The organism is Streptomyces sp. PSU-S4-23 (genome assembly GCF_055632315.1).
Map to the genome: position 1 here is coordinate 196,670 of NZ_JBVMUU010000002.1, position 17,953 is coordinate 214,622.

Consider the following 17,953-nt stretch of genomic DNA (forward strand, 5'->3'; position numbering starts at 1 on the left):
CGGGCGGCGGCCGCTTCGTCCGGCCCGGCGACGACCGGCCCGTCCTCACGGCCCGTACGCGCGCCTTTCTCCGGCGGGCCCGAGCCAGGCCACGCACGAGATCGGCCACGCACGAGATCGGCCACGCATGAGCCGGCCCTCGTCAGGAAGCCGTCAGCGTTCCGGCAGGGCCCGTAAGAGCGGCATCAACGGCGCACGCCGGGGGCGCGAAGAGGGGGTTTCCTCAAGAGGTCCGTTCCCACCCGAACCCCCCAGGAGTTCACGATGGCCGATCTGGCCTTCGTCGTCGCCACGATCACGGTCTTCGCGCGACACGGGCACGTCGGCCGCGAAGGAGGCCGGCAACATGGTCGACCTCGACTCCAACCCGACCAAGCTCGTCGAGATCGTCGAGATCGGCAAGCAGTTGCTGATCACACGGGGTGCGCTGACGACCTTCTCCATCGCCAACGACGTCGCGAAGTACTTCGCCATCATCCCGGCGATGTTCGCGGTCGCCCATCCGTCGCTGGACGGGCTCAACATCATGAGACTGGCCTCGCCGGAGTCGGCGATCCTGTCGGCGGTCGTCTTCAACGCGCTGATCATCGTGGCGCTGGTGCCGCTCGCCCTGAAGGGCGTGCGCTACCGGCCGATGAGCGCCGACGGAATACTGCGGCGCAACCTCGGGATCTACGGCCTGGGCGGCCTGATCGCCCCGTTCGTCGGCATCAAGCTGATCGACCTGCTCATCTCTGCGGTCCCCGGGATCGGGTGAAGGACATGAACACCTCTCTTGTGAACACCGGACGCATGCTGTGGGCCGCCCTGCGCATGCTGCTCGTCCTCACCGCCGTCACCGGCGTCGTCTACCCCCTCGCCGTCACCGGCATCGGCCAGACGTTGTTCCACGACGAGGCCAACGGGTCGATGGTCGAGGCCGACGGCAGAGACGTCGGGTCGAAGCTGATCGGCCAGAGCTGGAACATCAAGGGCACGGACAGGCCGGATCCCAAGCGGTTCCAGGGCCGGCCGTCCCACAGTGGCTACGATCCGCTGGCCACCGGCTCCGGCCAGCTCAGCGCCGGCAACCCGGAGCTGGTGGCGATGGTCGAGGCCGCCAAGAAGCAGGTCGCCGCCTTCAACGGGGTGTCCGAGTCCCAGGTGCCCAAGGACGCGGTCACCGGCTCGGCCTCGGCGATCGACCCGGACATCTCCCCGCAGTACGCGGACATCCAGGTCAGGCGGGTGGCGAAGGCGAACGGGCTGCCCCCCGCGCAGGTGCGGAAGCTGGTCGGCGACCACACCCGGGGCCGCACCCTCGGCTTCCTCGACCAGCCTCGCGTCAACGTCCTGGAGCTCAACATCGCGTTGAGGGCGCTGGCGGCCGGGGGCTGACCGTGCCGTCGCAGCGGCAGGCGAAGCCGACGGCACGGGGAGTCTCTCCGGCCGTCGGCCGCAGCCGTTGCCGCAGTCGCGCGTACGAGGTGGGCGCCGCGGCCGGGACGGCGCCTCCGCCGTGACGAACTACCGTCGGCCGTCGGCCGGTACAGGTCCCTGGTCAACCGCGTCTGCGTTCTCGTGGTCGTCGCCCGGGGGGCGCGTCGTCGGCGCGGGGGCGTCTGTCGCGTACTCCGCGGCGGAGAAGCGGCGGACCCCCGGTACGGCGGCGGTTCCCGCGCAGGCCAGACCCACCCCGATCGCCGCGGCCCAGAGCGGCGCCTGCGGGCCCCACGCGTCCGCCGCCAGCGGGGCGAGGGCGTAGCCGAGGGGCATGGCGGCCAGGGACAGCAGCCAGTCGTAGGAGGTGACGCGTGCCAGCACCGTGGGTGGGATGGCCGCCTGGACGGACGTCTCCCAGACGGGGTTGAGGAAGCCGAGGCCGGCCAGGGCCAGACCATAGGCGGTGATGACGGCGAAGGCCGGGGCGCCGGCCGCGAAGAGGGCGAGCGGGAGCGCGTAGGTGGACAGGCCGAGGTTGGCCACGAGTACGGGTCGGCGCAGGCGGGCCCTTCCGGCGAGCAGGGAGCCGAGCAGCAGGCCCACGGCTCCGGCCTGAAGGATCGTCACCCAGGTCTTCTCCCCGCCCAGATGCCTCACGGCCAGGGCGGGACCGAGCGTCATCAGAACGGCCGCGGCACCGTTCCAGGTGGCGTGTGCGAGGAGACTCGTCCAGTACCAGTCACGGCTGCGGACTTCCCGCCAGCCCTCCACGAGGTCGACTCGGAGGGAACTGCGGTCCGCCGGGACGTGGGCGACACGCGTCGCGGCGAGCAGCCCCGCGCTGGCCGAGAAGGACACCGCGTCCAGGACGAAGGCCCACCCCGGTCCGGCGGTGAGGATCAGCAGCCCCGCGAGAGCAGGGCCGCCGAGATTGGTGGCGCTCTTGACCGCGCCGAGCGCGGAGTTGGCGACCTGCCGGTCCTCGCCCGGCACCGAGCCGGTGATCAGCCTCGGCAGAGCCGGCATGGCGAACGCGGAGGCGGTGCCGCCGGCCATGGAGGCGAGAGCGATCTGCCACACCTCGGGCGTCCTGCTCAGGAGTTGCAGGCCGACGTAGAGCTGTGCGGCACAGCGTACGAGGTCGGTCAGCAGCGCCACCGTCCGGGGGTTGAAGCGGTCCCCGACCACCCCGCCGAGGGGCAGGAGCAGAAGGCGGGGAACCATCGCGCACCCCAGGACGAGCGCGAGAGCGGATGTCGAGCCGGTGGCCCGCAGCACGGCGAGGGAGAGCGCGGCGGGCACGACGGCGTCCCCGACCAGGGAGAGGGACTGCCCCAGGAAGAGCAGCCGGAAGGGGCGGTTGCGCATGAGTCGGTGGGCCATGCCGCCGAAATCTATTTCGGCACCGAAGTTTCGTCAACGAAATATCTGGGCTCGAAATATCTGGAACCGAAGGATGCGGCGTAGGCTGGGGCCATGGACCGCGCAGAGCCCCGGGGGCACGACTGGACGGACGAGCACGTCACCCGCTGGCTGACGGTGCTGCCGGGTCTGGATCCGGACATCGAGGGCGCGGTGACCCGCATGAAGAAGATCACCTGGCATCTGGGCAAGGTCCGCGAGCGGTCGCTGGCCGACTGTGACCTGGAACGCCACGAGTTCGACACCCTGCACAAGCTGGCCGCCCGTGCGGGCAGGGCCGCCCCGTCCGAGCTCGCCACCGACCTCGACCTCGCCCCCGCCTCGGTCACCGGCCGGCTCGACGCCCTGGAACGCCGCGGCTTCGTACGCCGTACGCCGTCGAAGACGGACCGGCGCCGCGTCGACGTGGAGCTGACCGACGCCGGACGGGCCGCGTGGCTGGGCGCGATGGACGTCGTCGGTGACGAGGAATACCGCCTTCTCGGCGTCCTGTCGCGGGATGAGCGCCGTGCGCTGTCCGACATGCTGCGCCGCGTCGCGCTGGCCGCGGAGGCGCACCAGGAGCCTTCCTGACTTCTCCGGCAACGCCCGGACGACCGGCGGACCCCGACGACCGGAGGACCTCGACCGGCGGACCCGGGCGACCGGCGGACCCCGACCGGCGGACCCCGACGACCGGCGGATCCGGGCGACCGGCGGACCCCGATGACCGGCAAACACGGGACGACCGGCAAACACGGGACGATCGGCAAACAGGGGACGGGTGACCGGCGGACCCGGGTGACCGGCAAGCCCGGGACGACCGGCATACCGCGTCGCCGGAGAGGAGACGGCGTGGTCGGCTCGACGCCGCCGCGCGGCGCCGGGCGTCGTCCCGGCCCCCGTCCTCAGGCCGGTGGAACGGCGTGGCCCGCGGCCACCAGCCGGCGCCGCCCGGCGTCCAGCAGCGCGGCCGCCCGCGGAAGGCCGCCCAGCGACCCGGACAACGCCGCCAGGGCCGTGCCCAGAACGGCGGTGGGCGCACCGCGGGCGCGGAGGAACTGCACTTCGAAGGAGAGATGGTCGGTGAGGACCTGCGGATCGTCGACGTAGTCGGCCGCGGCCACGACGTCCGGGAGACGGCCCAGCTCCTCCAGGACGGACTCGGCGTGCTCGGTGCCGGGGTCGCGCAGCCACGGGTACTGCTCGCGCAGCCGGGCGAGCAGCCGGCCCAGCGACTCGGACCGCCGCCGGACGATCCGGGAGTACTCACCGTCGGCGAGGTGCTCCAAGGGCGCCGCCTCCGATGGGGCCTGCGGCCACCGCGCGGCGAGCATCTCAGCGGCGGTGACCGGATCGGGCGCGTACAGGTCGGCCCCGAGGGTGCGGGCCCAGACGCCCTCGGGCCCGAAACCCGAACCGCCCGCGAGCACCGGCACGCCGACGTGCCGGCAGCCCTCGACGAGGCGGTGCGCGGCGGGCAGCCGCACCGGGATCATGCACGACAGGCCCACCAGGTCCGGCCCCTGCCGGTGCACATGGGACAGCAGGTGCGGGACGAGAACGTGGGCGCCCAGGAACGTCAGGTCGAAGCCGCGCAGCCGCAGCACCTCGGCGGCGATCCGGGCCGGCAGGGTGTGGCGCTCCCCCTCGACGCACGCGAACACGACACGACGGGCCGGGGCGGAGTCCGGGGGCCGCGGCGGGCGGTCCTCGGCGGCCACGGCCCTCACCACCCGCTCGCTCACATGGGTGGCGGCGTGCTCCTGGGCCACGCTCCACTCCGTCGACACCCACCGGGCGCCGACAGCGGCCTGGGCCGGAGCGATCAGCCGAAGCAGGATGTCCTCCGCCGAGGTCCCGGACCGCAGCAGGCCCAGGGCGAGCGCGGTGGCCCCGGCCTCGTCGGCGTGGGCGAGGTGGTCGTCGAAGGCGGCGCGGACCTCCGGCGCCGCGGCGGACACGCCGGTCACCGGGGGGCTCCGGCGGCGCCGGGCGAACCGGGTGCGGCCTGCAGCGCCAGCACCGCGATGTCGTCGTGGGCATGCCCGGCCAGCCAGTCGGCGGTGCGCAGTTCGATCCGCTCGGCGACCGCGCCGGCGGGCATCCCCGCGCAACCCGCCAGGTCGTGCGCCAGCCGCTGTTCCCCGTACTCCTCGGCGCCTTCGGGGCCGCCCCGGGCCTCGGTGACCCCGTCGCTGTACAGCAAGATCAGCTCGCCGCGCGCCAGGCGGACTTCGGCCTGGGCGAATTCCGGGCCGGGCAGGGCCCCCACCAGCATCCCGCCCACGTCCACAGCCTCCACGGTGCCGCCATGGCGCAGTACCAGCGGCGGCAGATGCCCGCCGCCGGCGAGCACGACGTCCAGGCTGTCTCCGGCGCCCGGGCGGGCGGTGCCCATGACCACACTGACGAACCGGCCCGAGTCCGCTTCGAGCAGCGACTGGTTGAGCACCTCGAGCACACGCAGCGGGCGGGACTCGACGTGGGCCAGGGTCCGCAGGCTCTGGCGGACGTGGCCGGTGAGCACGGCCGCCTCGACGCCCTTGCCGCAGACGTCCCCCAGGGCGAAGTCCACACCGCCGCCGTCCCGCGCGGGTTCCACCTGGTAGAAGTCGCCGCCGAAGCCCAGCGCCTCCGGGGCGGGGCGGTAGGCGGCGCCCAGCCGCACCCCCGGCACCTCGGGCAGCGGTGCCGGGTCGAGGCCCGACTGGAGGACGGCCGCGGTGTGGGCCTGCTGGGTGTAGAGCGCTGCGGTCGACAGCGCCGTACCGGCCCGGTAGGCGAACTCGCGCCCCACGGCGGCGTCCGCGGTGTCCAAGCCCCGGGTTCCCGCCGACCGGACGAGAACCAGCGCCCCCGTCGGCGCCCCGCTGCCCGGCAGTGCCATCACCAGCGTCTCGCCTCCCGTGCCCGGATCCGGCGGTGCCGCACCGCCGAGCGCACCGAGTTCGCCCGGCCGGCAGGGGGCGGGCCGCAGCCACAGGCCCGACAGGGCCCGCACCAGTGGCGGCACACGGTCGAGCAAGGACGCCGGCAGCACGCCCGACTCCGCCGCCGTGCCCGGCGCCGTGCAGCGGTACCACTCCGCGTGGCCTCTACGCGGCGGCAGTACGAGCACCGCGGCGTCCGCCAAGGCCGGCACGGCGAGTTCCACCACCCTCCGGGCGGTACGGCCGTGGTGCAGGGAAGCGCCCAGCCGTCGGCCCGCCTCGCCGAGGAACGCCGCGCGGGACCGCTCGGCGCGCAGCTCGGCCTCGCCCTGGCGGACCGCGGTCACGTCACTGACGAGCCACACCGCGCAGTCCTCCACCGTGCTCCTGCGCCCGGTCAGCCGCCGGCCGCGGAAGTCGGCGTCGAAGCGCGCGGCAGAGGCGGCGGCCGCCTGCCCCAGGGGTCCGGCCGAGACGGGGTCCGGCGCCATCCCCGGCCGCAGGCCCGGGAAGTAGACGCCGGTCAGGCCGTTGCACCAGCGCACCACGCCGGTGGCGTCGCAGACCACGACCGCCTGGTCGACGAGGTCGAGCAGGGCGTTCAGCAGCTTCTGCCCGGGACGGCCCCGTGCCTCCCCGGCCCCGCCGTGCGCCGCCGGGCTCGGGGCCCGCGTGCCCGTCACCGGGCCCGCACCCCGGGAGGACGGGTCCCGGCACCGCATGAAACGCGGCCGGCTGCCTCGCCGGCCGGCAGAGGAGAGATACGCACCGCCGCTCCACACCCCGGTGCCCGAAAAATCCTTTACATCCGATTTCTCATGATACAGTCCGCCTCCGCTCCTTGCCGGGCACCGCGCGCAGGAGCCGGGCCCCGTCGTGCGCCACCGCGCCGGCCCGGGGCGAGCCCGGCTCGACGAGGCCGCCCGGGCCGCGGTGCCGGACGCACCGTGAGGTCTTCACGGGCGCCGGCACCGTCCCGGGCGGGGAGGGGTTCAGCAGGTCGGGACGCCGGGAAGCCAGGCGTCGGGGACGTCGATGAAGATGTTGGAGATGTAGCCGCCGTAGTCGGGCAGATACGACCAGGCGTCGTTGCTGTAGCCGTCGTAGTTGACGAGTTGACCGTGCACCTGGCACTTCACGCGTACGGTCGTCGGGCCGGCCAGGCTGGCCACGCGGGTGGAGTTGGTGGTCGCCTGGGCCCGGATGCTGACGTCCGTGCCCCAGGTCGGGAACGACGTGGTGTTACCGCCGTCCGTCCACAGGTAGCTGACGGTCACCCAGCCGTTGTCGTTCAGGCCGACGTTGTAGAAGGTGCCGTCGGCCAGGTCGATGCCGGCCGGGTTGGCCACCTGGCGGCCGAACTCGTCCCGCCCGCCGTTGTATCCGTTCTGGTAGGCGGCCTGTGCCTCGGGCAGGCCCCGGGAGAGGTCCCTCCACTGCTCCCGCTGCGAGGAGGGGTTCCAGTAGTCGTCGTGCGTGTTCCAGGGGCCGACGTCCCATACGGGTGCCGTCTCGCAGCGCGCCGGCCCGCACACCTGGACCGAGTACTGGCTGCTTCCGTTGGGCGAGAGGGCGCGCCGTGAGGGCAGGGCCACGAAGTGGTCGTTGCTGCGTATCACGTGACCGTTGGCGGTGGTGCCGCCGACCAGCCCCTCGCGCGTGGCGTAGACGCGGGCCGAGAAGGACGAGGCGGCGGTGAGCGCGGGCTGCGCGGGCGGGGTGCCCTGATCGTCCGCGGTCAGTGTCAGGCCGCGGACCGCGGGCGCGGCACCGGCCTTGGTGCTCCACAGGGTCAGCCGGGCCTGCACATCGCCGACGGCGCGGGGCAGTTGGGCCGGGGTGCCCGCTGTCGCCTGCCGCCATTCGGTCCAGGCGCCGTCGGCACCGCGGCCGCGGACGTCGACCGCCACGCTCGCGCCGCCCGGCACCGCGGCGTCCAGGTCCACGGTGATCCGGTTCACCGGCCGGTCCAGGTGGTGCGGCTCGAGTACGGCCGAGGCGTATCCGCGGTTCCGGTTCAGCGACGCGGGGCTGAAGGAGTCGTCGCGCACGCGCAACGCGCCCCCGCTGTAGCGGACGTTGACGTCATCGGCCCCGAGTGCCGAGAGGTCCGCGTGCCAGGACACCGGTGATGCGTCGGCGCCTGCGGCGGCGGTGGCTTGCGGGGCTGTTCCCAGCGCCGTGCCGGCCAGGGCCAGCAGGCAGGCCGCGCCGCTCAGCGCGGGCAGGAGAAGAACTCTGCCACGGGTGGTGGAACCCTGGCGTCGGAGGAGGGGGGTTGGCATCGTGGGGACTCCTGAGTAGCGGGCGTTGTTGACGTCGGTGCAGGTGCCGGCGAGGCCGGCCGCCGGGCGGGGACGCGGGCGTCGTGACTGCCGGGCGCGCGATGGGGAGCGCGCGCCGCGGAGGGGATCTGCACGGCATGCGGGGTGTTCCGTCCGAAGGGCATGGGGCGCGTTTGCCGGCCGCTCCGGTACCGGGCGGGCTGCGGGACGCGGCCAACCGGTCCCGGTGCCGGCCGGGCCGGGGACCGGTCCCGGTGCCGGCCGGGTCGGGGACCGGTCCCGGTGCCGGCCGGGCCGGGGGCTCACGGCCGTGTGGGGAGCGGACGGCGTGCGGCAGAGGTGAGCGCGGGCTGTGGTCCCCGGCGGATCAGCACACGGGGACGTCGGGGATGCGGTCGCCGCTGGTGTCGACGTACACGTTCGTCATATAGCCGCCGTACTGCGGGAGATGGGCCCACCAGTCACTGCTGCGGGACCCGTCGGAGATCAGCCGCCCCCGCTTCTGGCAGTCCACCAGGACCTCGACGCCCGCCGGCAGCGTCGTGACCACGGACGAGTCGGTCGTGGCGTCGGCTCGCACGCGCACCCCCGAGCCGAGGGTGCCGAGCCAGGCGCCCGAGGGGCGCTGCGCACCGGGCACGTCTAGGGAGCCGACCAGGCGCGTGAGGTCGGAGTACGCGGTCCCGTACGGTGTGCCGGCGGGGTTGAGGGTCAGCACGACCACGATGGACCGGTCGCCGGCGCCGACGGTGCCGGTGGAGTGCAGCGCCGGCCTGGCCAGGTCGACCCCGTCGGCGGCCGGGCGGCCGGCCGGCACGGCCTCGGCGGAGCTGCGGGCCAGGCGGGTCCCGGGCGCGGAGGCGGCGGGCACCGGGGTTCCCCCGTCCGCCGTGCATCCGCCGGAGGCAAAGCCGGACCAGCCCTGTTTGACGGCCCAGGGTGCGGTGAAGGCGGACGGGATACCGAAGCGCTGGTCGTAGCCGTCGTTGGCGCACCGGGTCGACAGGCGCAGGTTGCCCATGACGAACTCCCGTACGGCAGCGGGTGCTTGGTCGAGGAGATAGCGGTAGATCCGCACGGTGTCCGACGCCGTGAGCGCGGTGTACCCCCAGTACCCGGGATAGGCGGCGGGCGGCGGTGCCGTGCCGGTCAGTCCGAGCCGTGCGACCATCCGCTCGATGATCAGGCTGCCGCCCCGCTGTGCCCAGTAGTGGCTGGCCGCGCCGTCGTCGCTGCTGCGCAGCATGGCCTCCAGCCGTGTCCGGTCCGCGGCGGGAACCCGGTAGTCGGGACCGAGGTCCCACAGGACGTCGAGCGCGAGCAGGAGTTTGACGACGGACGCCGACCTGAACTGCGTCTCGGTGTTGAGCTGTTCGGTGAAGCGGCCGGTGGCCCGGTCGAAGACGGCGATACCGGCGGTGACGCCCGCGGGCACGTCCGGTCCGGGCAACGCGCGAAACGACGGAGCGGCCGAGGCGCGGGCCGCCATCAGCGCGCCCAGCACCGCACAGGCCATGACGAGGCCCGCCAGCCGGCGTCCGAGGCCGCGGGGAGGACGCCGCCGGCGACGGCCCGGCTTCGGTGGGAGCAGCCGACGGGCGGGGCCGGCTGCGGACCGGGTTCCCCTTACCCGCGGGGGTTGTTGGGGGGCCGCGTCGGGCGCGGGCCGGTCCGGCGGATGCGGCGCCGCCGTGTCCGCCCGAATCCGCGGATGTGGCGCCGCCATGTCCGCCCGAATCCGCGGATGCGGCGCCGCCGTGTCCGCCCGGTCTGCCGGAGCCTCGTGCTCCGGGCCGCCTTTGTGCATCGTCGCCCACTCCCTGGGTCGGCCGGCCAGTTCCCGCGAGGGCCGGTGCCGGCCGCGCGCGGGCCCTCGCATGATGAGCCGACCGACTTGTCATGGGCAAGACATTGCATGCTGAGCGAAAGGCCCGGGGGCTTCCTTGTCATGCGCAAGGCATCTTTCTACCTTGTGGCCCCGGTCCGCCGTCCACTCGGACGCGGACTCCCCTGCCCTTTCCCCCACAAAGGAGCGAATCGCGATGCCCTTCAGACGCCTCTGGGCCGCGGTGGCCACCGCACTGCTGGCACTGGCCGCACTGCTGCTGGGCCCGGCCCCGTCGGCCGGTGCCGCCACCTCCGGTGCGGCCCTCGCCGCGGCACCGAACTTCAAGGCCCCCTATCCCTGCGGCCAGAAATGGACCTACAGCCATCACTCGGCCGAGGTCCGCCGCGCCCTGGACTTCATCCGCGCGGACGGCGGCACCACCAACGGCACGCCGGTCCTCGCCTCCGCCGCGGGCACCGCCTACCGCCATTACGAGGCGAACGGCGCGGGCAACTACATCTCCATCGAGCACGGCGGCGGCTGGCGGACCTACTACTTCCACCTGTCCGGCTTCAGCGTTTCCGACGGCGCCCACGTCGAACAGGGCCAGCAGATCGGCACCACCGGAAGCACCGGCAACTCCACCGGCCCGCACCTCCACTACGAGCAGCTCTACAACGGCGCCGGCCAGGACATCGTCATCAACGGCAGCGCGCTCGCCTACCCCGGCAGCTACAACCAGTACTACCTCACCAGCGACAACGGCTGTGGCGGCGCCGGCGCGCCGTTCATGACCTGGGGCACCGGGGTGCGGGTGCGCAGCGACGCGCACCTGAACTCGCCGGTGGTCACCACCCTCAGCGGCCCCACCAGCGTCCGGGTCCTGTGCCAGAAACAGGGCGACACGGTCAACGCCGAGGGCTACACCAACAACTGGTGGAGCAAGCTGCGCGACCAGAACGGCTTCATCAGCAACATCTACATCGACAACCCCGCGTACCAACTGCCCGGCGTACCCGTCTGCTGACCCGCTCCACCGCAAGCGCCGGCCCGGACCCGAGTGTCCGGGCCGGCAGATTCCCGCCCACGGGCCACCCCTTGCCCGGCCGGCCGGCCCGCTGGGCGCCGTGGCTGGGGAGCTGACCCACCACAGCACCATCGAACCCGGGTCCCGACCGCCGGCGAAGTCGTCCCCTGTTGCAGGTCGCCCCGTCCAAGACCGACAGCGAACGGCTCCTGCCGGTCGGGCCGGAACCGGCGGACCTCCGCCGGAGCTGCCACCACAGCATCACCGGGCCCGCCGACCTGACCGTCGCCGGGCCCGCACCATCAGCCCCTCAGACGCAACTCGTCCAGTTCACTGCCGATCGCATCCCGCAGCACATCGTGCTGCGGACCGAGTCTGAACCGCTCCTCACTCCACCGCTCACGCGGATACAGCCACACCGGCCTGCCCACCAGCTCGGCCGACTCCCACTCGAACCGCGGCCAGACATGGGCATGCAAGAACGGGTCCGTGTTGCCGAGGATCTCCAGGTTGACCCGGCGGAAATCGGGGTCCAGCCGCCGGCAGGCCCGCTCAACCGCTTCTCCGAGTTGGTCCATGTCGCACAGAAACGAAAGCCGCTTGGCCTTCGGCAGGTCAGACAGCCGTTGAACACCCGGCTCGTCCGCGAGGAGAACTGAGTACCCGGGCAGGAACTGAACGTCGCCGATCACCGCGAAGCCAGACTCAAGCCGCCGCAGCACAGTCGGATTCTCGCCCCGCAGAGCAGCCCCGATCCGGTCCGTCCGCCACTCACCGGTCATGGCCCGAACCTACCCACCAGCGATCAAGACCTGCTCCCGGTAAGTCTGGTGGGAATCTGGGCCCGCCCCTGCGGCGGCTCGCCCCGGCCTTTGCCGGTGGAGCGGCAGGCGGCCAGGACGTCGAAGTCGTGGTGGCCGCCGAACCCGACCGCCTCCGGGTGCAGGAGGCTGCCCTCGCCCGGGGCGACGTGACGGCGGACGACCGTTCTGGTGCGGTCGTACACGATCGCCATGGGCACCCCCTGATATGCGGGTCTCGATGTCAGGCTCCGGGAACGTTGCACTTCATCAGTCGATCGGTCGGGCCGGGTTGGAACACGCGCCGAAGCCGTCATCTGGAGCGTCGGTTGCCGGGGGTCTGCACTCGTGGCTGCTGATCCAGTGGCCGGCACTCTCCAGGAGGGGCTCGGAGTCGGCCTCGGCCCGGAAGGTGAAGGTGACGCCTGTCGTCTCGACCCGCAGGGCGAGCTGTCCGGGTGGTTGGTGGAACGGAACGGGACTCAGGCGGCAACCGACCGCGCTGAGCTCCGCCGTGACTTGAGTGCGGGTGAGGGGCCCGGCGAACGTGGCGAGTGCCGTCGTTCCCGGGACAGGAAGCTCGACGGCGTCTCGCCAGGTCTGCACGCTGATCAGCGTGATGCGACGGCAGTGACAGACGCAGAGCTCAGCGTCTCCGTAAGAGAACAGACGTGGCCAACGCCGCCGCTTGCTCACCCGACCGATATCCCACGGCGGCCCGAGCGTCGCCGCGATCTCATTGAGAGTCGCGTCGCAGTGCAGCGGGCCGATGGCTGTGGTGGAGCCGAACTCGGCCAGGGCTCGAAGGGCGGTCACGCGGTGGAGCGTGCCACCTGACCTGCTCGGACGTCCACCGAGTTGATCCGCCCCCACGGCTGGCTGGGGGCGAGCGTGGACTCAGCCGGCCTGCTCGTCGGGACGCGGCGGCGGGCCGTCGAAGACACGCAGGACTCGCAGACCGGCATGAAATGGCAGTCCGTCTCGACGAGCGAGCGAACCAGCAGCCGGTGGCTGCCGGGCTGTTCTTCGGCCAGGTCGCTGACGGCCCGGTCGTAGAAACGGTGCCCGTTGGCGCCGGCCCCTGCCGACAGCTTCTGCCAGGCCCGCCCGGGCACCTTCGCAGCCAGGGCGTCCGCGCGGAACTTCCCTGCATTGGTGGTGACTTCGGCCGAGCAGGCGACGGCGCGTACGTGGCCGGCCTTGCGCTCTTCCAGCGCGGACCGCAGCTTCGGGTCGCCGCGAAGACGGTGCCGCCGCCGAGCCCGGCTGCGTGGCAGCGGTCCGGGTCGCACGTCCACGAGCGCGGAACGTACAGTTCACGGTCCACCGCCGTGTGCCCGCGGCGGCCCGCGTGGACAACATGGACGGCGCGACCTACGCGTTTTCGATTCTGCCGGCGGTGCCGGTGTACTGGCGCTGGACACCGACGGTGTGCGCGCCCTTCTTCACATCCCCGGTCTCGCCGACCACCGGCACCGCGTCTTCATCGTGCAGATGCTCCAGAACGCACACGCACGTCATCCCGCACGGCCTCGGCGATCGGCCAGCAGTTCTTGCGCGGCAGGTCCGACAGCAGCCCCAGCACCAGGTCCCGCACCCGATGCCGGGGCTCAACCCGCCTGAACCGGCCCGCTATCCGGCCCCTCAGGACATCGAACGCCTCGTGCCAGCGGCGGGGTCCACGCTGCGACGTTCGGCCGCCGTGTCCTCGTTTGTCCACACAACACACGGTGATCAGCGGTGGCCGTACCCGTCTGTCAGCCGACTGTACCGAGCGGTCCCATCGGCCACGCCGAGCACCCCGTTCAGCGGTCCCCGAGTCAGAGGCTGAGGGGTTCATCGGTCGCCGGGAGTAGGTCGCTCGCCTCATGCGCGCTTCGTGCCCGCTGGCTAAGAAGCTGTTGTTTTTTCGATCTTGAGAGATGCGCGTCGAACGAGAGTCCCGATTGGGTGATCGTGGGGCGCTTGGCGCATACGGACAGGGCCTCCTGAACAGCTCGTTGGTGTCGAATCACCGAGCAGCAGGAGGCCCTTGATGCAGCAGTCTTTCGTGCCGAATGCCGGGCAGTCCAGCTCGGTCACCTGGGAGTGTGACTGCCTGGCTCACCGGTTCGGAAACGCCGTCGACAACGGGTTGCGGCAGCGGCGCTACCCGTCGGACATGACGGACGCGGAGTGGGCGGCCGTCCGGCCGTTGCTTCCGGTGCCGGGCTGGATGCGCGGTCGCGGTGGCCGGCCGGAGGCGTACTGCCACCGGGCTGCACTCGATGCGATCCGCTACCTCGTTGACAACGGCATCAAGTGGCGGGCGATGCCGGCCGACTTCCCGCCGTGGGACCGGGTGTACGCGTTCTTCCGCCGCTGGCGCGACCATGGCCTGGTCAAGGAGTTCCACGACCGGCTACGTGCGCAGGTTCGCGAGGAGGTGGGCCGCGACGCGGAGCCGACGGCCGGAGTGATCGACTCGCAGTCGGTGAAGGCGGACGCGGTCGTCGGTGCGGACAGCCGCGGGTTCGACGGAGGCAAGCTGGTCAACGGGCGCAAGCGGCACGTCGTGGTCGACACCCTCGGCCTGCTGCTCGGGGTGATGGTCACCGCCGCAGATGTCGGCGACCGCGCCGCCGCCCGGGTGCTGCTTACGCAGGTGGCCGACGCGCATCACCGCCTCACCCTTGTCTGGGCCGATGGCGGCTACACCGGCAGCCTCATCGACTACTGCCTCGCCTTCCTCGCGCTGGTCCTGGCGATCGTCAAACGCAGCGACGACATGCGCGGCTTCGTGGTACTGCCCAAGCGGTGGATCGTCGAGCGGTTCTTCGCCCACCTGATGCGCACCCGCCGCCTGGCACGCGACTACGAGCGGCACACCACCAGCGCCGAGGTGATGGTCTACTGGTCGATGACCCTGCTCATGACCCGCCGCCTTGCCCGCTCACGCCCGCAGCAGGCGTGAACCGGCCCGGCGCGGGCTCGGCCAGCCAGCCGCGCGCGACCAGTCGTTTCGCCTTCGACCGCAATGTCTCCACACGCGCCGGCACCACCTCCATGCCGAACCCCGCGGCCATCTCCTGACAGGTCAGCGGCCCTTGACCGAGCCGGCACCGGTCCGCGAGCACGTCCAGGATGCGCTGGTAGTCCACCGACAGCACCGACCTGTCCAGCCCCTCCCGCCACACCGGCACCTGCGACTTCGCCTTCGCCGCATCCGGCACTGGCGCGGTCCGGTCGGCCCGGACCTGGTCCTGCATTGTTTCGTCGACCAAGGCCAGCACCTCGTCGACCCGCGAGCGGGCGATGGCCCACTCCTTCCATTCCCGCTCGGCCACAGCCAGCTCGGCCTGGATGCGGTCGGCCTCCTCCCGCAACTCGTCCACACGACGGCGAGCACCCAGCTCACGCTGTTCCAACAGCCCAACCACCGACGGCATCCACGACCTCCCAGGCAGCGACAGCACGACAGGCCACTACTCCCACAGGACCGCCGACCCTACGCCCGACCAGTGGAAATGCAGTCCCCAACTCCGGAAAGACAACAGCTTCTAAGGTCGGCACTCATGCAGACCACGGGGATTGTTCGCCGCCAGGCGGCGGAGCGTAGGCGCGACACTCTCGAACGGCTTGTTGCCGAGCGGGATGTATGGGTGTCGACAGCACATCCTGATCGCGGGCCGCACCAGGTGCCGCTGTGGTTCTTGTGGGATGGGCGAGCAGTGTGGATGTGCACCAGTGCCACTTCCGTGACTGCGCGGAACGTCCGCGAGGAGCCGCGCGTGCGCCTGGCGCTGCCCGACACCTTCGACGTGGTGCTTCTCCAGGGTGAGGCGGAGTGCTTCCTGGACCAGGATGTGCCCGGAGACGCGGCGGAGGCGTTCGCCGCCAAGTTCGGGTGGGACCCGCGTGCGGAGGAGGGTTCCTTTCTGTATGTGCGCGTGATGCCGAAGAGTGTGCGCGCTTGGCGCGGCGAACCGGAACTACGCGGCAGAGTCATCATGCGCGACGGGACGTGGCTGGAATAGCGGCCGTGAGTCCGTTCTCTCGCGCGATCGGGGTGGCGGCACGTCAGCCCCGTCCTCGCCTCTGGGCCGGTCCCGGGGGCCAGAGCCATGTGTGTCCACGGGTCCGGCCCACGATGTCGGCGCTGTGCGCGGCTGCCACCACCGCCATGACCGGCCATGCCAGGAGGGTCGTCGCGATCTTCGCGTAACCGCCATCGGTGCCCACTGTGACGACCACCACCTCGGCAGGGAAGGCCGGCGCTCCGAGCAGTGCCCCGACAAGGGCAAGCCCCCATGTGCGGGTGACGAGGCGAGATGCGCCGGCCAGTCCTCCCCCGAGGATCAGGCCCCATCAGCACACCGGCCAGCAAACCACCCCCGATGAGCATCCCGCCGGTCTGCAGGGCACGCGTGGCAATCCGGGTGTCCCCTCCCCCGAGGAATTCGGCCACGGCCACCCCGACCGCCAAAGCGGCCCATGGGATGCCCGGAACGCCGGCCATCAGCAGGCCGACCCGGACGCTGCGCCGCAGCATTCCCTGCCCGTTCACATTCCCCTTCATGGGGTCGCAGTGGTCGGCGAAAATCGATTCGGCACGGCCGACCCAATCGAAACGGGGAGGTCAGAGCCGTTTCGCCATCAAGAGGAGGACGCTACGGCCGGGTACGGATGCGGGTCTGCCGGGGCTGACGGGACCTGCGCCCCAAGGCGATATGGAATTGTGGCGCATCTCACCCATTCATATCAGGTGGAGGCTGGCGTTGACTTCGACCAGAGCGGCCAGCACCTGCAGTGTGACGACCGCCACCGCGGTGATCCGTATCTGGTTCTGGGCGACGACGCGCCCCGTGATGCCGCGCGCGCGGACCACGCCCGCCGCTCGGCGGTAGCGCGCATGGCCGGTGCGGTACACCCACAGGGCGAAGAAGAGCGTCGGAACCCCGACGACGAATCCGAGTAGATGGCTGTCGCCGTCCCTGGCGTGCATGAGCAAGCCGCCGACCGCGAGAAACGAGAAGCCGGTGCGTCGCCAGGCATGGTCGGTGCGTTCCGGTTGCAGGCCGGGGTCCACGGCCGCGGTGGCGGAACGGCTCACGTTGCCGTTCATCCGCCCTTCTTCGAGACCAGGATGACCATGAGGACCAGGACGAGGACGGAGACGGTACTCAGCCCGACCGCGACGTTGCGCAGCAACTTCGACTTGGCGGGCAGCGGGTCACCCAGCCGCATGGCCCGCTCGTGGGCAGCCCAGTTCCCGTACGCCGTCACGGAGATCATCAGACTCAGGCCGGAGAGGGTCAGTGCGAGCAGTTCACGCCCGCCCTTGACACCGAAATACGGTGCGAACTGGATGACTGCGACGCCGGCACCGAGCAGGGCCAGCGAGGTGCGCACCCAGGCCAGGAAGGTCCGCTCATTAGCCAGGGAAAACCGATAGTCTGGGTCTTTGCCGCACTCGTACAGCGGCGGTTGACTGTCGCGCAGTCGGCTGAGCAGCCGGTCGGGCTTCACAGTGACAATGGTCCCGTTTCTATCCTTGAAGGACATTTTGTAATTTGTCCCTTTTCTAGGCTGCATGCTGGCCGGAGTTCGTGGGCCTGCCGGGTCATCTGGCGAGCCGGGCGGGCGGACCACTGTCTACCGGATGTACCGAATCTCAATACAGATATGAGCAGTTAGACATATGCATACCTGATTATACTCTAGCCGCATGAGGCCCTTGCCCGTCGATGGCACCCGCCCTGCCGGTGGCGCATCACGTGCCCGGCTGCTCGCCGATACGGTCACCCGGCTGCGTCGGTCCCTCCGCTTCTCAACGGGGGGCGAACGCCCTTGGGAGATACTTCCGATGGCCCAGCTCGAACTGCTGCAGGACCTTGCGGAGCACTCCCCGGCCCGCATCGGCGACATCGCCGCACGCAAGCGCCTCGCATTCAGCACGGTCAGCGGGCTGATCGGTCAGATGATCAAGAACGATCTCGTTGCCCGCGCCATCGATCCGGCCGACCGCCGCGCCTCCGCCGTCACCCTCACCGAAGCGGGCAGAACCCGGCTGGATGCCTGGACGCGCGGTCAGGAGCGACGGCTGGACAACGCGCTCGACTCGCTGGACGAAGCTGACCAGTCCGCGATCCAGGCCGCGCTGCCTGCCCTGATGCGGCTGGCCCGGCAGCTGGACGAGTAGCGGCGCTACCGCAGCCGGGCGTCGGCGGCTGGTACCGGTGGTCTTTCCGGCAGCTGGAAAGCGTCGGCCTTCGTGT

General features: G+C 71.7%; 17 protein-coding genes and 2 pseudogenes. 7 read left to right on the forward strand and 12 right to left on the reverse strand.

The genetic code is table 11. The annotated features are described in order from the left end of the window. Positions 1 to 310 precede the first annotated feature (310 nt). Positions 311 to 757 (forward strand): annotated as a pseudogene (locus ACZ79I_RS01435) (potassium-transporting ATPase subunit B); the annotation flags it as partial. A gap of 5 nt (positions 758 to 762) precedes the next feature. Next, positions 763 to 1,377, forward strand: a complete 615-nt coding sequence (kdpC, locus tag ACZ79I_RS01440; protein ID WP_471493286.1) for a potassium-transporting ATPase subunit KdpC — start codon at positions 763 to 765, stop codon at positions 1,375 to 1,377. Positions 1,378 to 1,506: 129 nt separating this feature from the next. Here the strand turns inward: kdpC and ACZ79I_RS01445 are convergent, their stop codons facing one another. Beyond that, entirely contained in the window at positions 1,507 to 2,805 is a 1,299-nt protein-coding gene (locus ACZ79I_RS01445; RefSeq protein WP_471493288.1) for an MFS transporter, read from the reverse strand. Between the two features lie 93 nt (positions 2,806 to 2,898). Between ACZ79I_RS01445 and ACZ79I_RS01450 the strand changes: the two genes are divergently transcribed. Beyond that, complete coding sequence (locus tag ACZ79I_RS01450; protein ID WP_471493289.1) at positions 2,899 to 3,417, forward strand: MarR family winged helix-turn-helix transcriptional regulator; 519 nt, start codon at positions 2,899 to 2,901, stop codon at positions 3,415 to 3,417. Between the two features lie 314 nt (positions 3,418 to 3,731). Here ACZ79I_RS01450 and ACZ79I_RS01455 read toward each other — a convergent pair whose 3' ends face one another. From ACZ79I_RS01455 to ACZ79I_RS01470, 4 genes are all read right to left on the reverse strand, one after another. Then, entirely contained in the window at positions 3,732 to 4,796 is a 1,065-nt protein-coding gene (locus tag ACZ79I_RS01455) for a cobalamin B12-binding domain-containing protein (protein ID WP_471493291.1), read from the reverse strand. Further along, a complete protein-coding gene (locus tag ACZ79I_RS01460; protein ID WP_471493292.1) occupies positions 4,793 to 6,439 on the reverse strand; it encodes a PP2C family protein-serine/threonine phosphatase in 1,647 nt (548 codons plus the stop codon). Before ACZ79I_RS01460 ends, ACZ79I_RS01455 begins: the two co-directional genes overlap by 4 nt. Positions 6,440 to 6,748: 309 nt before the next feature. Next, positions 6,749 to 8,041: a hypothetical protein gene (locus ACZ79I_RS01465; protein ID WP_471493294.1), complete on the reverse strand. Its 1,293-nt coding sequence runs from the start codon at positions 8,039 to 8,041 to the stop codon at positions 6,749 to 6,751. 367 nt (positions 8,042 to 8,408) lie between these two features. Then, on the reverse strand, positions 8,409 to 9,557 hold the full coding sequence (locus ACZ79I_RS01470) for a hypothetical protein (RefSeq protein WP_471493296.1): 1,149 nt from the start codon (positions 9,555 to 9,557) through the stop codon (positions 8,409 to 8,411). Between the two features lie 526 nt (positions 9,558 to 10,083). Between ACZ79I_RS01470 and ACZ79I_RS01475 the strand changes: the two genes are divergently transcribed. After that, a complete protein-coding gene (locus ACZ79I_RS01475; protein ID WP_471493298.1) occupies positions 10,084 to 10,896 on the forward strand; it encodes a M23 family metallopeptidase in 813 nt (270 codons plus the stop codon). Positions 10,897 to 11,198: 302 nt separating this feature from the next. On the opposite strand, the gene ACZ79I_RS01480 is transcribed toward ACZ79I_RS01475, so the two are convergent. The 4 genes and pseudogenes from ACZ79I_RS01480 to ACZ79I_RS01495 all read right to left on the reverse strand — a co-directional run. After that, positions 11,199 to 11,678 (reverse strand): HIT family protein, encoded by a 480-nt coding sequence (locus ACZ79I_RS01480; protein ID WP_471493300.1) that lies wholly within the window; start codon positions 11,676 to 11,678, stop codon positions 11,199 to 11,201. A gap of 23 nt (positions 11,679 to 11,701) precedes the next feature. Further along, on the reverse strand, positions 11,702 to 11,911 hold the full coding sequence (locus ACZ79I_RS01485; RefSeq protein ID WP_471493302.1) for a hypothetical protein: 210 nt from the start codon (positions 11,909 to 11,911) through the stop codon (positions 11,702 to 11,704). A 55-nt stretch (positions 11,912 to 11,966) separates the two neighbouring features. Continuing rightward, the gene (locus ACZ79I_RS01490; RefSeq protein ID WP_471493304.1) at positions 11,967 to 12,512 is read right to left on the reverse strand and encodes a hypothetical protein; all 546 of its coding nucleotides are present in this window, start codon (positions 12,510 to 12,512) and stop codon (positions 11,967 to 11,969) included. Between the two features lie 176 nt (positions 12,513 to 12,688). After that, positions 12,689 to 13,344: pseudogene (locus ACZ79I_RS01495) on the reverse strand (transposase); the annotation flags it as partial. Positions 13,345 to 13,731: 387 nt separating this feature from the next. On the opposite strand from ACZ79I_RS01495, the gene ACZ79I_RS01500 reads away from it, so the two are divergent. Next, complete coding sequence (locus ACZ79I_RS01500; protein ID WP_471493253.1) at positions 13,732 to 14,649, forward strand: IS5 family transposase; 918 nt, start codon at positions 13,732 to 13,734, stop codon at positions 14,647 to 14,649. Here ACZ79I_RS01500 and ACZ79I_RS01505 read toward each other — a convergent pair. After that, positions 14,606 to 15,124: a hypothetical protein gene (locus ACZ79I_RS01505; RefSeq protein ID WP_471493252.1), complete on the reverse strand. Its 519-nt coding sequence runs from the start codon at positions 15,122 to 15,124 to the stop codon at positions 14,606 to 14,608. The two genes, ACZ79I_RS01500 and ACZ79I_RS01505, sit on opposite strands and share 44 nt — an antisense overlap. 126 nt (positions 15,125 to 15,250) lie before the next feature. Between ACZ79I_RS01505 and ACZ79I_RS01510 the strand changes: the two genes are divergently transcribed. Next, on the forward strand, positions 15,251 to 15,712 hold the full coding sequence (locus ACZ79I_RS01510; protein ID WP_471493306.1) for a pyridoxamine 5'-phosphate oxidase family protein: 462 nt from the start codon (positions 15,251 to 15,253) through the stop codon (positions 15,710 to 15,712). Positions 15,713 to 16,431: 719 nt separating this feature from the next. On the opposite strand, the gene ACZ79I_RS01515 is transcribed toward ACZ79I_RS01510, so the two are convergent. Both ACZ79I_RS01515 and ACZ79I_RS01520 read right to left on the reverse strand, forming a co-directional pair. Next, on the reverse strand, positions 16,432 to 16,800 hold the full coding sequence (locus tag ACZ79I_RS01515) for a DUF202 domain-containing protein (protein ID WP_471493308.1): 369 nt from the start codon (positions 16,798 to 16,800) through the stop codon (positions 16,432 to 16,434). Next, complete coding sequence (locus ACZ79I_RS01520) at positions 16,797 to 17,204, reverse strand: YidH family protein (RefSeq protein ID WP_471493310.1); 408 nt, start codon at positions 17,202 to 17,204, stop codon at positions 16,797 to 16,799. Before ACZ79I_RS01520 ends, ACZ79I_RS01515 begins: the two co-directional genes overlap by 4 nt. A gap of 337 nt (positions 17,205 to 17,541) precedes the next feature. Here ACZ79I_RS01520 and ACZ79I_RS01525 point away from each other — a divergent pair, with 337 nt between their 5' ends. Next, the gene (locus ACZ79I_RS01525) at positions 17,542 to 17,877 is read left to right on the forward strand and encodes a MarR family winged helix-turn-helix transcriptional regulator (RefSeq protein WP_471493312.1); all 336 of its coding nucleotides are present in this window, start codon (positions 17,542 to 17,544) and stop codon (positions 17,875 to 17,877) included. The last annotated feature ends 76 nt before the right edge of the window (positions 17,878 to 17,953 follow it).